At 73.1% G+C, this 17,646-nt stretch carries 18 protein-coding genes; 11 read left to right on the top strand and 7 right to left on the bottom strand.

The features are described from left to right. Nucleotide 1: 1 nt before the first annotated feature. Both ACIQWR_RS08145 and ACIQWR_RS08140 read right to left on the bottom strand, forming a co-directional pair. Nucleotides 2-1,606, bottom strand: coding sequence for a hypothetical protein (locus tag ACIQWR_RS08145; protein WP_404005917.1), 1,605 nt, complete (start codon nucleotides 1,604-1,606; stop codon nucleotides 2-4). Between the two features lie 131 nt (nucleotides 1,607-1,737). Beyond that, the gene (locus ACIQWR_RS08140) at nucleotides 1,738-2,958 is read right to left on the bottom strand and encodes a PucR family transcriptional regulator (RefSeq protein WP_404005916.1); all 1,221 of its coding nucleotides are present in this window, start codon (nucleotides 2,956-2,958) and stop codon (nucleotides 1,738-1,740) included. A 147-nt stretch (nucleotides 2,959-3,105) separates the two neighbouring features. Here ACIQWR_RS08140 and ACIQWR_RS08135 point away from each other — a divergent pair, with 147 nt between their 5' ends. From ACIQWR_RS08135 to ACIQWR_RS08100, 8 genes are all read left to right on the top strand, one after another. Continuing rightward, nucleotides 3,106-4,050 carry a DUF4304 domain-containing protein gene (locus tag ACIQWR_RS08135; RefSeq protein WP_404005915.1) on the top strand — a complete coding sequence of 315 codons (945 nt, stop codon included), beginning with the start codon at nucleotides 3,106-3,108 and terminating at the stop codon, nucleotides 4,048-4,050. Nucleotides 4,051-4,172: 122 nt separating this feature from the next. Beyond that, on the top strand, nucleotides 4,173-4,433 hold the full coding sequence (locus ACIQWR_RS08130; RefSeq protein WP_404005914.1) for a helix-turn-helix domain-containing protein: 261 nt from the start codon (nucleotides 4,173-4,175) through the stop codon (nucleotides 4,431-4,433). A gap of 182 nt (nucleotides 4,434-4,615) precedes the next feature. Beyond that, nucleotides 4,616-5,032: a hypothetical protein gene (locus ACIQWR_RS08125; protein ID WP_404005913.1), complete on the top strand. Its 417-nt coding sequence runs from the start codon at nucleotides 4,616-4,618 to the stop codon at nucleotides 5,030-5,032. Then, nucleotides 5,029-5,829, top strand: a complete 801-nt coding sequence (locus tag ACIQWR_RS08120; RefSeq protein ID WP_404005912.1) for a transcriptional regulator — start codon at nucleotides 5,029-5,031, stop codon at nucleotides 5,827-5,829. The genes ACIQWR_RS08125 and ACIQWR_RS08120 overlap by 4 nt, the downstream gene beginning before the upstream one ends. Before the next feature lie 71 nt (nucleotides 5,830-5,900). Continuing rightward, nucleotides 5,901-6,320 carry a roadblock/LC7 domain-containing protein gene (locus tag ACIQWR_RS08115; RefSeq protein WP_404005911.1) on the top strand — a complete coding sequence of 140 codons (420 nt, stop codon included), beginning with the start codon at nucleotides 5,901-5,903 and terminating at the stop codon, nucleotides 6,318-6,320. Nucleotides 6,321-6,408: 88 nt separating this feature from the next. Next, nucleotides 6,409-6,780 carry a hypothetical protein gene (locus ACIQWR_RS08110; protein WP_404005910.1) on the top strand — a complete coding sequence of 124 codons (372 nt, stop codon included), beginning with the start codon at nucleotides 6,409-6,411 and terminating at the stop codon, nucleotides 6,778-6,780. A 169-nt stretch (nucleotides 6,781-6,949) separates the two neighbouring features. Continuing rightward, nucleotides 6,950-10,525, top strand: a complete 3,576-nt coding sequence (locus ACIQWR_RS08105) for a CDP-glycerol glycerophosphotransferase family protein (protein ID WP_404005909.1) — start codon at nucleotides 6,950-6,952, stop codon at nucleotides 10,523-10,525. A gap of 109 nt (nucleotides 10,526-10,634) precedes the next feature. After that, nucleotides 10,635-11,117, top strand: coding sequence for a VOC family protein (locus ACIQWR_RS08100; RefSeq protein WP_404005908.1), 483 nt, complete (start codon nucleotides 10,635-10,637; stop codon nucleotides 11,115-11,117). A gap of 46 nt (nucleotides 11,118-11,163) precedes the next feature. Here ACIQWR_RS08100 and ACIQWR_RS08095 read toward each other — a convergent pair whose 3' ends face one another. Together ACIQWR_RS08095 and ACIQWR_RS08090 are read right to left on the bottom strand one after the other, a co-directional pair. Continuing rightward, on the bottom strand, nucleotides 11,164-11,898 hold the full coding sequence (locus ACIQWR_RS08095; protein ID WP_399267201.1) for an SIR2 family NAD-dependent protein deacylase: 735 nt from the start codon (nucleotides 11,896-11,898) through the stop codon (nucleotides 11,164-11,166). Between the two features lie 79 nt (nucleotides 11,899-11,977). Continuing rightward, entirely contained in the window at nucleotides 11,978-12,430 is a 453-nt protein-coding gene (locus tag ACIQWR_RS08090) for a VOC family protein (protein WP_404005907.1), read from the bottom strand. A gap of 285 nt (nucleotides 12,431-12,715) precedes the next feature. Between ACIQWR_RS08090 and ACIQWR_RS08085 the strand changes: the two genes are divergently transcribed. After that, nucleotides 12,716-12,889: a hypothetical protein gene (locus ACIQWR_RS08085; protein ID WP_404005906.1), complete on the top strand. Its 174-nt coding sequence runs from the start codon at nucleotides 12,716-12,718 to the stop codon at nucleotides 12,887-12,889. A gap of 62 nt (nucleotides 12,890-12,951) precedes the next feature. Further along, nucleotides 12,952-13,836, top strand: a complete 885-nt coding sequence (locus ACIQWR_RS08080) for a GNAT family N-acetyltransferase (protein WP_404005905.1) — start codon at nucleotides 12,952-12,954, stop codon at nucleotides 13,834-13,836. Nucleotides 13,837-13,849: 13 nt separating this feature from the next. On the opposite strand, the gene ACIQWR_RS08075 is transcribed toward ACIQWR_RS08080, so the two are convergent. From ACIQWR_RS08075 to ACIQWR_RS08065, 3 genes are all read right to left on the bottom strand, one after another. Next, entirely contained in the window at nucleotides 13,850-14,272 is a 423-nt protein-coding gene (locus ACIQWR_RS08075; RefSeq protein WP_404005904.1) for an SSI family serine proteinase inhibitor, read from the bottom strand. 316 nt (nucleotides 14,273-14,588) lie between these two features. Then, nucleotides 14,589-15,035, bottom strand: a complete 447-nt coding sequence (locus tag ACIQWR_RS08070) for a Crp/Fnr family transcriptional regulator (protein ID WP_404005903.1) — start codon at nucleotides 15,033-15,035, stop codon at nucleotides 14,589-14,591. Between the two features lie 82 nt (nucleotides 15,036-15,117). Continuing rightward, nucleotides 15,118-15,420 carry a hypothetical protein gene (locus tag ACIQWR_RS08065; RefSeq protein WP_399267206.1) on the bottom strand — a complete coding sequence of 101 codons (303 nt, stop codon included), beginning with the start codon at nucleotides 15,418-15,420 and terminating at the stop codon, nucleotides 15,118-15,120. Between the two features lie 190 nt (nucleotides 15,421-15,610). Here ACIQWR_RS08065 and ACIQWR_RS08060 point away from each other — a divergent pair, with 190 nt between their 5' ends. Then, on the top strand, nucleotides 15,611-17,572 hold the full coding sequence (locus tag ACIQWR_RS08060; RefSeq protein WP_404005902.1) for a glycoside hydrolase family 5 protein: 1,962 nt from the start codon (nucleotides 15,611-15,613) through the stop codon (nucleotides 17,570-17,572). Nucleotides 17,573-17,646: the final 74 nt, after the last annotated feature.

Below are 17,646 nucleotides of genomic sequence, written 5' to 3'. Positions count from 1 at the left end.
CCTAGCCGACGGAGGTGTCCACGACGACCGTGCCCCGGGCGGTCAGGTGCCGGTCGGGCGAGAAGTTCGGCGAGAAACCGAAGGGGAAGCCGTCGTTCTTGTCCGGGCTGTCGCACGGCACGTCGTAGGTCCACTCGACCACGTACCGCCCCGAGTCCGCCGGCAGGGCGAAGGACAGCTCGCCCGCGTAGCCGCCCGTCGCGCACCGGCCGTGGGTGCGCCGGACGGTGTGGGCCGGGGCGTCCGAGGCGTAACGGGCGCGGTACCCGGCCTCGGTGCGCACCTCGGCGGTGGCGACGTAGCGGTGGTCGCGCCAGTCCCAGAAGAGGACGTCCCAGCTGAAGCTGTCCGCGCACACCGCGACCTTCACCGTCCACTCCCCGGCGTCCCGGTCCGTCAGGTCCATCGTGACCCGGCAGCGGGCGTTGACCTTCTCCCGACCGCGGTAGGAACGCTGGGTGCGGCACGAGCCGTCGGCCGGGTCCATCGCGGTGCGCCGGGTGACGACGTCGGCGAAGGTGCCGGAGCCGTCGTAGGCCTCGCCGCCCCCGAAGACCTCGAAGTCCTCGTACGTCCCGTACTCCCCGTAGCCCGGGTACCCGCCGTACACCGGCCACGGCTCCGACAGCCCCTGCGCCGGCGGCACGTTCTCGTCGGCCGACGGCAGCCGCCCGCCGTCGTCCGGGAGCACCCGGATCCCGGAGAGGTCCTGGTCCTCGGAGAGCGCGAGCGTGGCGAAGTTGTCGCCGTCCTCGGCCGGGCGGGGCACCCCGCCCCGACTGAACTCGTGGTCCGAGGGGCACCGGCGGAGCACGAAGAACCCCTCGCTCTCGTGCTTCTCCCAGAACAGGTTGGCGTAGCGGGTGTGGCGGCGGTCCGGCGCCGCGGCCGTCAGCTCCGTCGGCTGCGTCTCGACCAGGTCGCCGTACTCCGCGCGGACCACCGGCCGCCGCCCCTTGAGCAGGTCCCGGCGCCGGGTGTCGTGGGTGAGCGCGCTGTAGTCGCGGTCGCCCCCCGCGACCAGCAGGCAGTGCTCGCGGGCCAGCCGGTAGAAGGGGTGCGCGCGCAGTTCGTCCAGGGCCGGTCCGTCCAGGCCCTGCGCGCCGTAGTGCTTGGCCTGCATCGCGACGTCGCTGAGCAGCATGTCCAGCTCGTACTGGATCTGACGGGTGCGGGCCTGCTCGCGCTCCGCCGTGTAGAACTCGTGGGCCGCCTTCAACTCGGCGGTCCGGGCGGTGGCGCCGGTGAGGTCCGCCGCGAGTTCGTCGACCCGGCTCACGTCCGTGTCGTGATTGGCCAGAGTGACGAAGAAGTCCGTGGTCTCCCCGTAGGGCTGCCGGGACGGCGCACCGAAGTGGGTCCAGTGCAGCAGCGTGAGGCGGCCGTTGTAGAGGTCCTTGAACACCACGTACCGGTGGTCGTCCTCGCGCGGGCTGGTCGGACCGAAGTGCCGCGCCCGGATCTCCTTCTCGAACGTGATCCGCCGGTCGTCCGGGGTGATCCGCAGCTGGAACATCCGGCGGCCGTCGCCGCCCGGGCGCTCCAGCTCGCGCAGCAGCTCGGCGGTCGGTTCGTCGAAGGTGGGGGGAAGGAAGCCCTGGGGCATGGTGTCTCCCGGTGTGGGGGGCGGTGCGGTGCGTCACCGAGCCTGACCGAAACCCCGCTGCCCGCGGGACCCGCGCGGAGCCACCTGACCGGATCGCGTCCCCGGCCCACCGGCCGGGACCGCGCTGCTGATCACCCGGCCGGCCCGGACCGGCGCGGCGCGGACTGCGGCGACTTTGGCGCGGATGCGCCCTGCCCGTCGGCCGCCCGCTGGACCACCGCGGCGTGCGCCAGCGCGAGCTCCACGACGTGGGCCGGGTCGGTCAGCGACCGGCCGGTCAGCTGCTCCAGCCGACGCAGCCGGTTGGAGACCGTGTTGCGGTGGCAGTACAGGCGCTGCGCCGCGTACGTGGTCGAGCCCTGGCAGGCCAGCCAGGTGCCCAGCGTGGTCAGCAGCACCCGGCCGTCCTCCGGGGCCAGCGCCAGCACCGGGCCCAGCACCACGTGACGCAGCCGTCCCGCGAGCTCGCTCTGACCCGCGACCAGCGCCGCCGGGAGCCGCTCGTCCAGCAGGGCCGTGCGCGGGCTGCCCGGGCCGGTCGTGGTGCGCAGCGCCAGGACGGCCAGGCGCCGGGCCCGGGCGAAGTCGGCGGGCGCCGCCACCACCGGGCTCACACCGGCCCGGACGCCCAGGGGTACCAGTAACTCGCGCACCGCCTCCAACGGGTGGTGGCCCAGCTCCACCACCGCGCTCTCCCCGTCCGCCCGGATCCGCCACAGGACGCGCGGCCCGGCCGTGGAGGAGGGCGGACGGGCCACCGGGTCGGCGCCGGCGCCCAGCACGAGCACCGCGAACCGCCCCTGCCCCGGCAGCCCGAGCTGGGCGGCCGCGGTGGCGGCCGCCTCGGGCGCCCCGCCGTCGAGCAGGGCGTCGAGCAGCGCCGCCCGCCGCTCCCGGTCACGGCCGCCGCTCGCGCCCTCGGCCCGCCGGTAGGCCTCGGCGGTGGCGTCCGTCTGCTGGTCCAGCACGTCCCACAGCACGCTCGCCCCGGGCAGCAGCCGCGGCAGTGCGGCGTGGTCGTGCGCGGTCACCGCCTCGGTCAGGGTCTGCCACAGCAGCCGCCCCGCCTGCCGGTGGGTGCGCAGCAACGAGGAGAGCGGCAGCCCCTGTTCGGCCCGCAGCGTCCCGACGGAACGCGCCTCCGTGAGGTCCACCGGCAGCCCGCGGGAACTACGGACCACCGCCTCGACGGTCTGGCGCAGCTGCCGGTGCGCCCGCTCGCGCAGCTCCGCCCGGCCGAGCGGAACGGCGTACGCGGGGTCCTCGGCCAGGGTCCGCTCGGCCAGCCGGTCCGCCGCCACGGCGATCCGCCGGGCCAGGTCCTCGCGTATCTCCTCGATGATCCGCTCCATCGAGGCAGCGTGACACGGGAACCGCTCCGGTGGGGAGGGCCTGGACCCCGCTCGTCGTCACGGCGCGGGGAGCCGGCCCTCCGCGGTCCCGAGGGGGCGCGCGGTACCGCTTTGCTCCCGGAGGGTCCGGCTTGGGACACTGCGGGAGTGAATGCGACCGACTTGTTCCATCAGATGCTCCGCGAGCGCATAGCCCCGGCACTGCGCGAAGCGGGCTTCACCGGCACCGGCCGGGAGTACCGGCTCGCGGTCGCCGCCCCCGACCACGCCCTGATCGGCTTCCAGCGCAGCGCGGGCTCCACCGCGGACCGCTGCCGTTTCACCGTCAACCTGCGCGCCGTCGGATACCAGGAGCACGAGGACCTGCGACGGCTGCGGCCCGCGCTCGGCACCCGGCTCTCGGCCAACCACGTCGGCCCCGTCGGCTGGCACGCCCGCATCGGCGGGCTGCTCGGCCACCCGCACGACCACTGGTGGACGATCACCGACGAGCAGAGCGCCTCGGCGGTCGCCGAGGACGTGGTGGACCTGGTGCAGCGGCACGCCGTACCCGCCCTCTGGGGCCGGCTGACCGGTCACGCGCCGGTGCCCGGGCCCCTCGTCGACCCGCTCCCCGAGTGCCTGGAGCGCGGCTGCGCGAACCACCCGGACGCGGCGGGCGAGGAGGCGGGCGCGTACGCCTTCGACGCCGCCGACCTCATCGGCACCGTCGTCTACGAGGTGGGGGAGCGCCAGGCCTGGCCCTACCTCGTCTTCCACGACGAGGAGGCACAGGCGGAGGGCCGCATCACCATCGACGCCTCGTGGCGGCTGACGCAGCCGGACTTCGGCTGGGTCCGGGTGGGCCACGACCCGGTGGGCGGCGAGCGGATCGTGCGGTCCCCGGGCGCCACCCTCCCCGCGCACAAGATGGCCGTGCTCGGCGAGCTCGGCCTGTGCCGGGTCTCGGACGCCGAGGTCCAGCCCGACGGATCGCTGCACATCTGCTTCGAGCAGGGCACCCCGCGCGACGCCTGCATCACGGTCTCCGGCACCCCGCACGCCATGACGGTCACCACGCCCTGGCGGTTCGACGGCTGGACCCGGGCCTGACGAGGACGCGATCCGGCCTTCGTCGATCTCGTGCCCGGCTCGGCGCGAGTCAGCTGGTGTTGCGGGCGGCGAAGGACTTTGATGGGTTTGCCAGGCCGCCTACCGGAGCAGGGGGACTACTCATGGGCACCGAGCAGACTCAGCGGGACAGCGCACCCCACAGCACACCCACCCTCATCTGTTCCGTCCAACGGGCGCTGCGCCTGGTGGAGGCCATGTACGCGGAGGGTGGTGCGACGGCCAAACGGCTGGCGCGGATCACCGGGATCCCCCTCCCGACCGTCTACCACTTGCTGCGCACGCTCACCCACGAGGGGTACGTCCGCCGCGAGGGCGGGGCCTTCCGGTTGGCCGACGGCCGGCCGCTCCCGTTGGCCTCTTGACCGCAAATGATCAGGGGATGACCGGTCTTGGACGCCATCCGGCCACCGGTCCGTAAGCATCAAGCGCATGTTCCAAGGGAAAATGCCAGAACACCCTTCCGCAGTGTGGAACTTCAGTAAGTTCCTCTCTGTCGCGCCGCACGAACGTGCACCACGCACGACCGGCCGGGAGGGGAACCCGCGTGCCCGGGATCGACGAATGCCTGCTCGAAGCCATGACGCTGCCCGGTGCGCGCGGGGCCGCGCTGGTGGACTGGAGCAGTGGACTGGCCCTCGGCACCGCGGGGGAATCACCGGTGGGGGACCACGAGACCACCGCCGCGGAGACCGCGGAGCTGGCCCGGGCCGCCGCCGAATACGAGTCCTTCGCGCCCGGCCCGCCGGACGGGGACGGCCGCACGGCCCCCGGTGACGAGGAGGGCCCGCCCATCGAGGATCTGATCGTCACCACGCGCACCGGCTACCACGTGCTGCGCTTCGTCGAGACGAGCTTCGACAGCAGCGTCTTCCTGCACCTGTGGCTGGACCGGTCCCAGGGCAACCTCGCCCTCGCCCGACTCAGACTCAGGGACCTGGCGGAAGGGCTGGTGCTCAGATGACCACCGCGCCCTTCACCGCCGACACCGTGTCCGGCCCCACCGCCGTCTCCCCGCTGCTCACCCGGCTCGCCGCCGAGCGGGCCACCGGAGCCCTCCTGCGCGACCGCGGCACCCTCTTCCTGGAGGACGGACGGATCGTGCACGCCGAGAGCCCGGCCACGCCGGGTCTCGACGTCCTGCTCACCAAGGGCGGCGGGCTCGCCCCCGAACGCTGGCGGGAGGCCGTGGACCGGGCCGGAGCACGCCGCCAGGTCGCCCGGTTCCTCGTCGACAGCGGCGGGCTCGCCGGGGGCGAACTGGAGATATGCCACCTCGCCGCGATCTTCGACGCCGCCTTCTTCGCGCTCTCCCCGGGCAGCGGACCCTCGCGCTTCCGGCGCGGGGCCACCCACTGGATCGGCTCGGTGCGCTCCGTACCGGCGGCCGCCGTGGAGCGCGAGACCCGGCGCCGGCGCGAACTGCTGGACGCGGTGTGGCCGTACCCCCTGCTCGACACCTCGCCGGTGGTGCCCCGGGCGGCCGCGCCCGGCCAGACCGTCACCAGCCGCCAGCGCATCCTGCTACGGCAGGCGGACGGGGTGCGCACCCCCGCCGCACTGGCCTGGGTGCTGGGACGCCCGGCCTTCCACACACTGCTCGACGTACGGCGGCTCGCCGCCGCCGGACTGGTCGAGACCCCCCACGCACCGGTGCCCGGGCCAGTGGCCGAGCCGCTGCCGGAGTGGATGACCCAGGCCCAGACCCCGGACGTGGCCCTGCTCCGCCGGTTACGCGACGCACTGGAGGCAAGCCTGTGAGGCTCCCGCTGCGACCGCGCGCCGACCGGCGGCAGGCCGAGCGGGGGCGTCAAACCGAAAGGAGACTGTCGATGGTGCCCGCCGAGGCCGAAGCCGAGATCCTCGCAGAGCTGCGGCGGCTGCGGGCCCGGGTCCCCCAGCTCACCGGAGCCCTCGCCGCCAGCGCCGACGGGCTGGTGCTCGCCCGGGACACGGCCGCCACCGAGGCGGAAGCCGTGGCGGCGCTGACCGCCGCCGCCCTCGGAGTGGCCCAGCGGCTCAGCGACAGCACCGGACAGGGCGACTTCCGGGAACTGCTCGTCCGGGGCGAGCACGGGTACGTCGCCACCTACGCCGCGGGGGACGCGGCGGTCCTGACCCTGATCGCGGAGCCGCGCGCCAATGTCGGCCGGCTCCACCTGGAGGCCCGCCGCTCCAGCCTGCGGATCGCCGAGCTCATAGACGGCGTCCTCGGCCGCCGCGGCCCGCAGGCTCCCGAAGGCCCCCGCTGACCCCGAGCACCACGCACCGCACCACCCGCGCCACCACCGCACCACCCATCGCCCCATCACCAGTAGGAACACCGGAAAGGAATCCCCCATGGCCAACGTGGAGACCGCCCTCAAGGAGACCACCACCATCGACGGCGCCATCGGCGCCGCCCTGGTCGACTACGGCAGCGGCATGGCCCTCGGCACCATCGGCGGCGGCAAGGACTTCGACCTCGCGGTCGCCGCCGCGGGCAACACCGACGTGGTGCGCGCGAAGGTGCGCACCATGGAGTTGCTCGGCCTCAAGGACGAGATCGAGGACATCCTCATCACCCTCGGCTCGCAATACCACCTCATCCGGCTGCTGCGCGGCCGCAATGCCCAGGGCCTCTTCCTCTACCTGGCGCTGGACAAGGAACGGGCCAACCTCGCGATGGCCCGGCACCATCTCAAGCGGATCGAGGCCGAACTCGAGGTCTGACGGTACGTACGTTCGCGGTGGGGTGGCGAGCGGTCGAATTCTTTGCCGTTCGCCCCCGTCACCTGCACAGTTTTGTCCGGATTGGGTGGAGTTTATAATCCCGTTACAGAGTAAGATGCTGTAATTAGCTGATCATTGACTGACAGACCCGCTGGAGAATTCGTCACCCATGCCCCCGCGCCTGAGCATCGTCGTCCCTGTCTACAACGTCGAGCTCTACCTCGATGAGTGCCTGGAGTCTCTCGCCGCGCAGACGTTCGGCGACTTCGAAGTCATCATGGTCGACGACGGCTCGACGGACACCAGTGCCGTCATAGCCAAGGCCTTCGCCGCACGGGACGGTCGCTTCCGACTGGTCATGCAGGAGAACGCCGGACTCGGCGCCGCCCGCAACGCCGGCGCCCGGCACCTGACGGAGGGCAGCGAGTACCTCGCCTTCGTCGACAGCGACGACACCCTGCCGGCGAACGCCTACCAGCTGATGGTGGACACCCTCGACGAGACCGGCTCGGACTTCGTCGGCGGCAACGTCCTGCGGTTCCGCTCGGTCGGCATGAACCAGTCGTGGGGGCACAAGGCGCCCTTCGCCAAGACCCGGCTGAAGACGCACATCTCCAAGTTCGCCCCGCTCGTCACCGACCGGACCGCCTGGAACAAGGTCTACCGGCGCACCTTCTGGGACGAGCACGGGTTCCAGTACCCGGAGGGCATCCTCTACGAGGACGCCCCCGTCAGCATCCCCGCGCACTACTTCGCCGCCAGCGTCGACGTGCTCAGCGACGTCGTCTACCACTGGCGCGTCCGCGAGACCGGTGAGCGCTCCATCACCCAGCGCTCCACCGACCCGGTCTCGCTCGTCGACCGGGTCAAGTCCGTCCGCCTGGTCCGCGACGCGCTCCAGGCCAAGACCGGCGCCAAGTACGCCCGTTACCTGCGCGACTTCGACCACAACGTGCTGAGCGAAGAACTCCCGCTCATCTACAAGTACGTGCCCGAGGGCGGCCAGGACTTCCGCGACGCCTTCGTCCGCGAGGTCGGCGCCCTGGTCCGCGAGATCGGCAGCGAGCCCTGGAGCGACCTCACCGTCGCCGACCGGCTCAAGGCCTACCTCGCCGGCGAAGGCCGCGTCGAGGACTTCATCGCGCTCCTCAAGCACCAGGGCGACTTCTCCTACAGCGTCCCGGTCAAGGGCCTCGCCCGACCGCAGGCCGACTACCCCTTCCTCCAGGGCCGCCCGCCCGTCCCGGCCAAGGTGCTCACCCTCGGCCCGCGCGAACGCCGCGTCGTCAGCAAGCTCGAACACGCGGCGTGGAGCGGCGGCAAGCTGCTGCTGCGCGGTTACGCCCTGCCCGGCCACCTCGGTGCCGAGAGCCGCCTGGGCTCCCGCAAGATGCTGATCTTCCGGGAGAAGGGCAAGCGCCGCCGTACGGTCGTCAACACCCGCACCGTCGCCGCGCCCATGGCCACCGTGAACGCGGCGCACCTCGCGCTCCGGCACGCCGACTGGGCCGGCTTCACCGCCGTCGTCGACCCCTCCGTCTTCCAGCAGGGCGGCAAGTGGCGCGACGGCACGTGGACCACCTCGATCGCCGTCACCGGCGCCGGCGGTCTGCACCGCGCCCGGCTCAAGGGCGGCGACCACGACAGCGGTCTGACCCCGCCCGCCCACTGGGTGGCGCCCGACGTCCGGATCGTCCCCACCGTCGCCGGTGCGCTCACCGTCACGGTCGAGGTCGTCCGCGCCCGGGTCCTGGACGTCCGCCCCGACGCCGACGGCACCGGTTTCGTGATCAGCGGCGAGCTCGCTGACGACTTCGCCGCCGGAGCCGCCCTGCGCGCCCAGCACCAGAACAGCGGCACCGTCGTGACGCTCCCGCTGGAGACCACCCCGGGCGCCCACGGCGGCCGCGCTGCCTTCACCGTGCGCGTGCCCGTCGCCGACCTGGCCGCCGTGCCCGACGCGGTGCCCGCCCCCGGCGAATGGCTCCCCGAGCCGTGGAACCTGTCCGTGACCCGGGCCGACGGCACGGCCGTCGACCTCGCGCACGACGAGCGCGGCGGGTTCACCGGCCTCGTGGTGCCCGTCCCCGGAGACGACACCGGCCGCTCCGTCTTCGTCAAGCGCACCGCCCTCGGGCACCTCTGCTTCGCCCTCCAGCCGTCGCCGCCGCTGGTGGAGACCGTCGAGGCCGAGGACGGCCGACTGACCCTGCGCGGCACCTACCTGCCGCCCGCCGACAGCGCGGAGGAGCCGCACGAGCTGGTCCTGCACAACTGGCACGGCGAGGAGTACAGCTACCCCGTCACCCTCGGCGACGGCCGCTTCGAGGCCTCCTTCGTCCCGGTGCTGCCCGAGCACTTCGCGGGGCGGACCACGCTGCCGCACGGCCGCTGGTGGCCGACGCTGCGCCCGGTCAGCCGCGGCGGCGTCACCGCGAGCCTGCTCGGCGTCGACCGGGGTGCCCCGGTCCAGATGCTCGCCCCCGCCCTCGGTAGCGGCCCCGCCGGTCTGACCGTCGACGGCCGGCGGATGCGCGTGGAAGCGCGCTTCTTCGACCGCATGGCGCTGGTCGTCGACCAGCTGCTGACCCCGCACGACCGCTCCCGCTACGCGCAGCGCATCGCCCGCGACGTGACCTACCCGCAGCAGCGCCGGGCCCCGGTCAAGGACATCGTGGTCTACGACACCTTCCAGGGGAACGGCGCGGGCGACTCGCCGCGCGCCATCCACGAGGAGCTGGTGCGCCGCGGCGAGAAGCTGGAGCACGTCTGGCTGGTCCGCGACGGCCACACGGAGGTCCCGCCGACCGCGCGCGCCGTGCAGTACCGCAGCCTGGAAGCGTGGGACGTACTGGCCCGCGCCCGCTACTACGTCGCCAACGACAGCGTGCCCGCGCCGTTCTTCCGCCGCGAGGGCCAGGTCGTCGTACAGACCTGGCACGGCACGCCGCTCAAGCAGATCGGCCACGACTTCATCCACGACTACTACTCGAGCCCCGAGGTGCTCGAAGCGCTGGAGCACGACAGCGCCCAGTGGTCGCTGCTGGTCTCCCCGAGCAGCTTCGCCACGCCCGTCCTCAAGCGCGCCCTCGGTTTCAAGGGCGAGGTCATGGAGGTCGGCAGCCCGCGCGCCGACGCCCTGGTGCGCCCCGACGCCGACCGGATCGCCGAGGTCCGCCGCCGTCTCGGGCTGCCCGAGGGCAAGAAGGTCGTCCTCTACATGCCGACCTGGCGCGAGAACAACGAGGGCTGGTCCAACGGCTACAAGCTCGACCTGCGCATCGACCTGGACGAGGCCCGGCGCGAGCTGGGCGAGGACCACGTACTGCTGGTCCGCGGCCACTACCGGGTGACCGAGCAGGTCCGCGACGCGGTCCGGGACGGCTTCGTGAAGGACGTGTCCCGCTGGGCCGACGCCACGGACCTGCTGTTGGTGGCCGACGTGCTCGTCTCGGACTATTCCTCCGCGATGTGCGACTTCGCGCTCACCGACCGGCCGATCCTGCTGTTCACCTACGACCTGGCGCACTACCGCGACACGCTGCGCGGCCTCACCATCGACCTGGAGGCCAAGGGCCCGGGCCCGCTGCTGCACGATGCGACGAGCCTGCTCGCCGCGGTGCGCGACGCGGACGCGATCGGCGCCGAGTACGCGGAGCGGCGCGCCGCGTTCCGTGCGGAGTTCTGCGACCTCGACGACGGCCGGGCCGCCGAGCGGGTCGTCGACCGCATGCTGGAAATGTAGCCCGTACGGGTGCTTCGCGGACCGGTCCCGGGCCCACCGATGAGAATCGGGCCCGGGACCGGTCTGTATGGGTGGGACGAGAACCCGCCCACACCCGCTGGAGGCATTCATGATCAGCAACGGTTTCACCACGTGCCTGTGGTTCGACGGCCGAGCGGAAGCGGCCGCCGACTTCTACCTCTCCGTCTTCAAGGACGGCAAGCGCGGCCGGATCGGCCACTACACCGACGCGGGTCCGGGCGAGGTGGGGTCCGTGATGGTCGTCGAGTTCGAGATCAACGGACAGAAGTTCGTCGCGCTCAACGGCGGCCCCCAGTTCACCTTCACCGAGGCCGTCTCCTTCCAGATCCACTGCGCCGACCAGGCCGAGGTGGACCACTACTGGGAGGCGCTGACCGCGGACGGCGGCGAGCCGTCCGTCTGCGGCTGGCTCAAGGACCGCTTCGGCCTGTCCTGGCAGGTCGTCCCGGCCGAGGTGATCGACCTGATCAGCGACCCCGATCCGGCGAAGGCCGCACGGGCCAGCGCCGCCGTGTACACGATGAAGAAGATCGACCTCGCGGCGGTGAAGAAGGCCCACGCGGGCGGCTGAGCCCGCGGGGCCGCGGACCCGCTGGACGCCCCTGGACCTGGACCCCCTAGACCTGGACGTCCTGGAGCCGGTCGAGCAGCGCGGGCAGGGCGCTCCCGATCGGTTCCCGGATCACCTCGTCGGCGAGCGGGTCGTACGGGGTCTCCTCCGCGTTCACGATGATCAGCCGGGCGCCGTGCTCGGCCGCGATCCCGGCCAGCGAGGCGGCGGGCTGCACCTGGAGGGTGCTGCCGACGGCGATGAAGACCTGGCAGCCCTTGGCCACCGCCACGGCCTGCGCCAACACCTCGGGATCGAGTCGCTCGCCGAACATCACGGTCCCGGCCTTGAGGATCCCGCCGCAGGTCAGGCAGGCGGGGTCGGGCTCGCCCGCCGCGACCCGGTCCAGGGTCTCGGACATCGGGGAGCGGACGTGACACCGGGTGCAGACGACGGCCCGGGCGGTTCCGTGCAGTTCGAAGACCTTGCGGTCGGGCATTCCGGCGAGCTGGTGCAGCCCGTCGACGTTCTGGGTGACGACCCGGACCGGGGTCCCGGCGCGCTCCAGCGCGGCCACGGCCAGGTGCGCCGCGTTGGGCAGCGCCCCGAGCGCGGCGATCTCGGCGCGCATCAGCCAGGACCGCCGCCGGATCTCCGGATCCTCCATGTAGTACTCGTAGGTCACCAACTTCTCGGCGCCGGGCTCCCGGCGCCACAGGCCCTGCGGCCCCCGGTAGTCCGGGATCCCGGAATCGGTGGACATTCCGGCTCCGCTGAACACGACGACGAGTGGCTTCCCCATGCCCCCGACCCTACGCAGCCCCCGCCCCCCGGGGCGAAGCATTAAGCGGCGCGCCGACCGGCCGGCGGCGCCGGCGGCATCACTGCACGCAGAACTCGTTGCCCTCGGGGTCCGCCATCACCACGTGCGACATGCCGTGCTCCTCCACCGTCCGCAGCACCGTGGCCCCCAGCGAGGTCAGCCGCTCGCTCTCCGCCACCCGCCGCTCCGGACCGAAGTGCAGGTCGATGTGCAGCCGGTTCTTGCCCCGCTTGGGCTCCGGCACGGCGTTGAAGAGCACGCGGCGCCCCAGCCCGACCCCGGTCGCCGGGTCGACCGGGTCCTCCGGGTGGCGCACGGCCGCGGCGCTGCGCCACACCTTCCGACCGTCCACCACCATCCAGTCGGCGTCCGTGACCGCGCCGAAGCCGATCAGCCGCTCGATCAGCTCGGAATGTTCCTCCTGCGCGTACCCCAGCGCGGCCGACCAGAACCGCGCGAGGCGCAGCGGATCGGCACAGTCGACGACGAGTTTCCACTGCACGGCGGTCATGGCATCCTCCGGGACGGAACGGACCTTGTCTTCCGCTCCCGTTATAGCCGGGCCCACTGACATCGGCTGAGTACGGGTACTCAGGTCCGCGGGGCGCGCGTTGGCGATACTGACAAGTACGCCGAGAACAACGCGTTCAAGAGGGAACTGCCCGACACCCCCAGGGAGCAGTGTCTCGGCCGGGCCCACGCGGAGCGCATCCGGGCGGCCCTGACCGGGGAGGGCAGGACGGTCCCGCACACCGAGGCGGAGCTGCGGACCGCGCTGGAGGGGCTCGGCTACGCCGTGGACCCGGGCGTCGTCAAGAGCGGTCCGGGGCAGACCGGCACCCTCTGGTTCGAGCTGCGCGTCCACGAGGGCGGACCCTGCGTCGGCGGCCAACTGCACGATCCGGTGCGGATCGAGACCCACGGCTCGTACATGGAGGGCGGCTGCTGGGAGCCCCGGGGCGGTCACTGACGGGCCGTCGGCCGGACAGGCACCGTACCGGGACGGACCACACCTCTGGTACAACACCGCACATGAGCGCATTCGAGATCGCCGGCGCGAGCGCCGGCGACATGGAACTGTTCCGGGCCTGGTCCGACGACGAAGGATGGAATCCCGGTGACACCGACCGGCTGGCCTTCGCCGTGGCCGACCCGCGCGGCTTCCTGGTGGGTCGGCTCGACGGCGAGCCCGTGGCCTGCGTCTCGGCGGTCCGCTACGGCGCCGGGTTCGGCTTCGTCGGCTTCTACATCGCCCGCCCCGCCGTGCGCGGGCAGGGGTACGGGATCCAGCTCTGGCACGCCGCCATGGCCCGGCTCGACGGGCGCCTCGTCGGCCTGGACGGGGTCGTCGCCCAGCAGGACAACTACCGTAAGTCCGGCTTCCGTTCGGCCTGGAACAACGTCCGCCACGAGGGCGTTCCCGCCGCGCCGCAGGGGAGCGGCGACTTCGGGAGCGCCGGCGCCGGCATCGAGGTGATCGACGCCCGCTCCCTGCCCTTCGCCGAACTGGCCGCCTATGACCGGCGGTTCTTCCCCGAGCCGCGCGATTCCTTCCTCGCGGCCTGGACCGGGCTGCCCGGCCGCACGGCGCTCGCGGCCGTCCGTGACGGGCGGGTGGAGGGCCTCGGGGTGATCCGGCCGTGCAGTGCGGCCTCGCGGATCGGTCCGCTCTACGCCGCCACCCCGGCCGTCGCCGCCGCCCTGATCCAGCGGCTGGCGGCGACGGTGCCCGGGGCCCCGGACGGGGGAGCGGGACCGGTGGCGGTGGACGTGCCCGACGCCAATCCCGCCGCCCTCGCCCTCGTGTCCGGACTCGGCCTGGTCCCCACCTTCGAGGCCGCCCGGATGTACACGGGCCCCGCGCCGGAGGTCGACCTCCCCGGTCTCTACGGGGTGACCAGCCTCGAACTGGGCTGACCCGGGGCGCTCGTCAGAACGCGAAGAGGGACCCGCTGCCGCCCCGCATCGCGCAGCGGTTGGCGAAGGTGTGCTGGTAGCTGTAGTGCTTGCCCTGCCAGACGCCGTCGGCCGTGACCGTCACCGGGTCCCACTCCCTGGTGCACGGCCCGGCGGAGCCGCCGCGGGTGATCGTGTCGGCCTGGCCGGCGGCCGCGAGTAACTCCGTACACGCGCCCGCCGGGTCCGGATGGGTCCCGCTCGGGCGGGGTGCGCAGACGAGCGTCACGGCGCGCAGGACCGTTCCGTTGCGGGCGTCGTCGCCCGCCGTGATCCCGAGCACCAGCGCGGACGGCGCGTAGAGGCTCTCGGTGCCGGAGGGCGCGGCGTCGGCCGCCCCCGACCCGGCCAGTGCGGTGAGCGCGGTGAGCGCCATGGCCGCGGAAGCGAGACCCATACCCCTTGCGATGGACCGCATTTCGAACACTCCCTTGGGTGGTTGTTTCGGATAACGGACACGAGTGTTGCCCACCCAGGGCACGGCCGCTCACCCGCACCCCCATTTCACGTCACCGAAAGCGACCGGATGATTGCGGATTGTGTCGGTCCGGAGTCCTGTGACCTGTAGGAAAACCTGTATAGAACCTGTATACGAAACGGCCGAAGATCGGTCCGTCGACATCGGGCCAGCGAAGGCCCGCGGCAGGCCGGTATCCGGTCGGTGCGGGCCCCGACGGCGCCGCCGCGGGGCCCTGGTGGAAGGCGCGTATGCCCTAGTGGGGGGCGTACAGGTCGAGCAGGCGGGTGCGGGTCTGGTGCAGGCGGTGGGCCAGTACCCGGCCCACCCAGTGGCCCACGGCGGAACCGAAGGTCGGGTCGGCGTCCATCAGCATCCGGACGGTCGTTCCGTCGAACTCGTACGCGCGCACCGGGGTCATCGCCTCGGCGCCCAGCTGCCAGACGTACGGCGGGAACAGCCACGACCAGCCCACCAGCTCACCGGGGCCGAGGCTCTCCACCGGGGCGGGCCGGCGGCCGGGGACCGGGATCTCCAGGGTGACGGTGCCGGAGCGCACGATCCAGAAGGTTTCGGCGCGGTTTCCTTCGTCGAAGATCCGCGCGCCCTCGGGGAAGTTCACCTCGTGGGCGTGGCTCATCAGCCGCCCGCGGTGTTCGGTGGACAGGGCGGCTGCGATCCGGATGGGGGAAGGGTTGCTCACGACGGCCTCCGATCGGGACCCCCCGCTCCAACCAGTGTCGCCGACCGGCGGCCCGATGGCCGTTCTCCGTCGCGATCCGCCGTCATTCGTCGCCGTTGGCCTCCAGGCAGGCCAGCTCCATCGCGTCGAGCACCGCCTCGTAGCTGCGCTGGCTCAGCTCCGCGACGTTCTCTATCTGGGCGGTCGCCCACGCGGAGAGGGTCATCACGAGGACCCGCAGCCCGTCCGTGCCGTGCTCGGCGAGGATCGCGTCCGCCAGGACCATCGCGTCCTCCGGCACCCGCTCCGGCGGCTCCAGCCCGGCCAGCTCCCGCAGCAGCGTGATGGTGCGGCGCGAGATCTCCGGGGTGATCCTCGCCAGCCGCATGTCTTCGTCCCTGTCCATCCGCCCCCGCCTTCCGTCGACCGAGCCGATCCCCCTGCAGGCACGGTAGAGGGGCCGGGGCCACGGCGTGGCGCTTTCGCCAGGGTGCGCGCCCGCCGGGGCCGCCCTCTCCCTTCCACTGGCGCCGACCGGCCGGTAACTTGACCGCGTTCATTCATGTCTGCCAGGCGACCGGACCGGTAGGTGCGAGATGCAGAGCCCCCTGAGCGCGGCCCGCCGCGCCCTCCTGCGGTGCGCGCCGCTGCTGTGCGCGCTGCTGGTCACGGCCCTCGCCGTGCCGGCCGGACCGGCGCGGGCCGCCGGGGCCCAGGAGGCGCGGGCCGCGGCGGCGGGCGTCGGCCGGGCGGCCGCGGCGACCTGGACGCCGCCGCTGTCGACCCGCGGCCGCTACATCGTGGACGCGAAGGGCGAGCGCCTGCGGCTGCGCTCCGGGAACTGGGACGGTGCCCAGGGCTCCTGGAACGGCTCCGGGGACGCGGCCGACCCCGCCACGCACCACGCGGGCCAGGACTCCCACGGGATTCCGCTCGGCCTCGACCGGACCCCGATCACGGCCCTGCTCGCCGACTTCCACGCGCTGGGGCTCAACAGCATCCGGCTGCCCTTCTCCGGCGAGATGCTGCGCACCACCGCCCCCGTCCCGGACGCCGCGGTCGCGGCCAATCCGACGCTGCGCGGGAAGACGCCGTTCCAGGTGTACGACGCGGTCGTCGCCGCGCTGACCGCCGACGGATTCGCGGTCATCCTCAACAACCACACCAACACCACCCGCTGGTGCTGCGGCCTGGACGGCAACGAACGCTGGAACAGCGGGCGTTCCACCGCCCAGTGGGCCGACGACTGGGTGTTCCTCGCCCGTCACTACCGCGACAACCCGCGGGTGGTCGGCGCCGACCTCTACAACGAGGTGCGCCGCGACACCCTCGACGACCCCAACTGGGGGCTGGGGGACGGCCACGACTGGTACGCGGCGGCGGAGGAGGCCGCCGACCGGATCCTCACCGAGGCCAACCCCGACCTGCTCGTCGTCATCGAGGGCATCAACTGGACCGGCATCCCGCTGGACGGCCTGCCGCACGGCCGCCCCACCCTGACGCCCGTGCGCACCCTCTCCCACACGCTCGTGGCCTCGGACAAGCTGGTCTACTCCGCCCACTTCTACGGCTACACCGGGCCCCACCACAGCGGCGCGACCGGGCTCGGCGAGACCCATGACCCGCGCTACCAGGACATGAGCGCCGCCGAACTCGAACAGGCCCTGTACGACCAGGCCTTCTACGTCTCCGCGGAGAGCGGCAACCACTTCACCGCCCCGGTGTGGATCAGCGAGTTCGGCATCGGCGCCGGCGAGGGCGGCGGCGCGCAGCGGACCTGGTTCACCCGCCTCGCCTCGTACCTGGCCGCCTCCGACGCCGACTTCGCGTACTGGCCGCTGGTCGGATGGAGCACCACGGCGCAGGGCGCGCCGGGCGGCGACGACTGGGCCCTGCTCCGCTACGACGCCGCGGGCCGCCGCACCGGGGTGCTGGATCCGGGGGACTGGCGCACGGCCCCCTGGGCCGCCCTCGCCGCCTCCGCCGGGCGCAGCGGGCCGGTCGCCCCCGTCACCCGCTGGTCGATGCTGACCACCGACCACCGCGACCAGGTCGCCTCGCTGCTCACCCGGGCCACCGGCGACTGGGACGGCGGGGCCCGCAAGGCGGTCTGCCCCGACGGCTCCGGGCTGGTCGCTCTGAGCCACACCGGGGGCCGGGGCCTCTGCGTCAGCTCGGGCCTGCGGGCCGCGACGGGCGCCCAGAGCGTGGTGCGCGACGAGCGGTACGTGCCGGCCGGTGGCGACTGGGCGGGCGGCTACACGAAGCTCCAGTGCCCGGCCGGCCAGTTCCTGATCGGGTACAGCGTGCGCGGCGAGCGGCTCTCCGCGGCCCTGTGCGCGCCGGGCCGCGCCGCCCTCGCCGGAGCGGGCCGCACCGTGTGGTTCGACCGGGGCGACAACCGGCCCCCGGGCGCGGCGGGCGGGGAGTTCGCCCACGGCGCCTACAAGGGCCAGTGCCTGCCCACGGAGTACGCGGCGGGCATCGCCTTCACCACCCGGGTCGGGTCCCGCCCGTCCGCCGCCGCGCTCCTGTGCCGCGCCGCGCCGGTCGGCTGAGGGGGCACCGGGCGGGGCGGGAGCGCATTTTTCCGCATCCGATGGGTCAAGTGTGATGAACGCGGCGCGGAATC

Source organism: Streptomyces sp. NPDC098789, assembly GCF_044759975.1.
In the GTDB taxonomy this organism is placed as follows: domain Bacteria; phylum Actinomycetota; class Actinomycetes; order Streptomycetales; family Streptomycetaceae; genus Streptomyces.
Note: the sequence above shows the minus strand (reverse complement) of the source record. Positions and strands in the feature narration are given on the sequence as shown.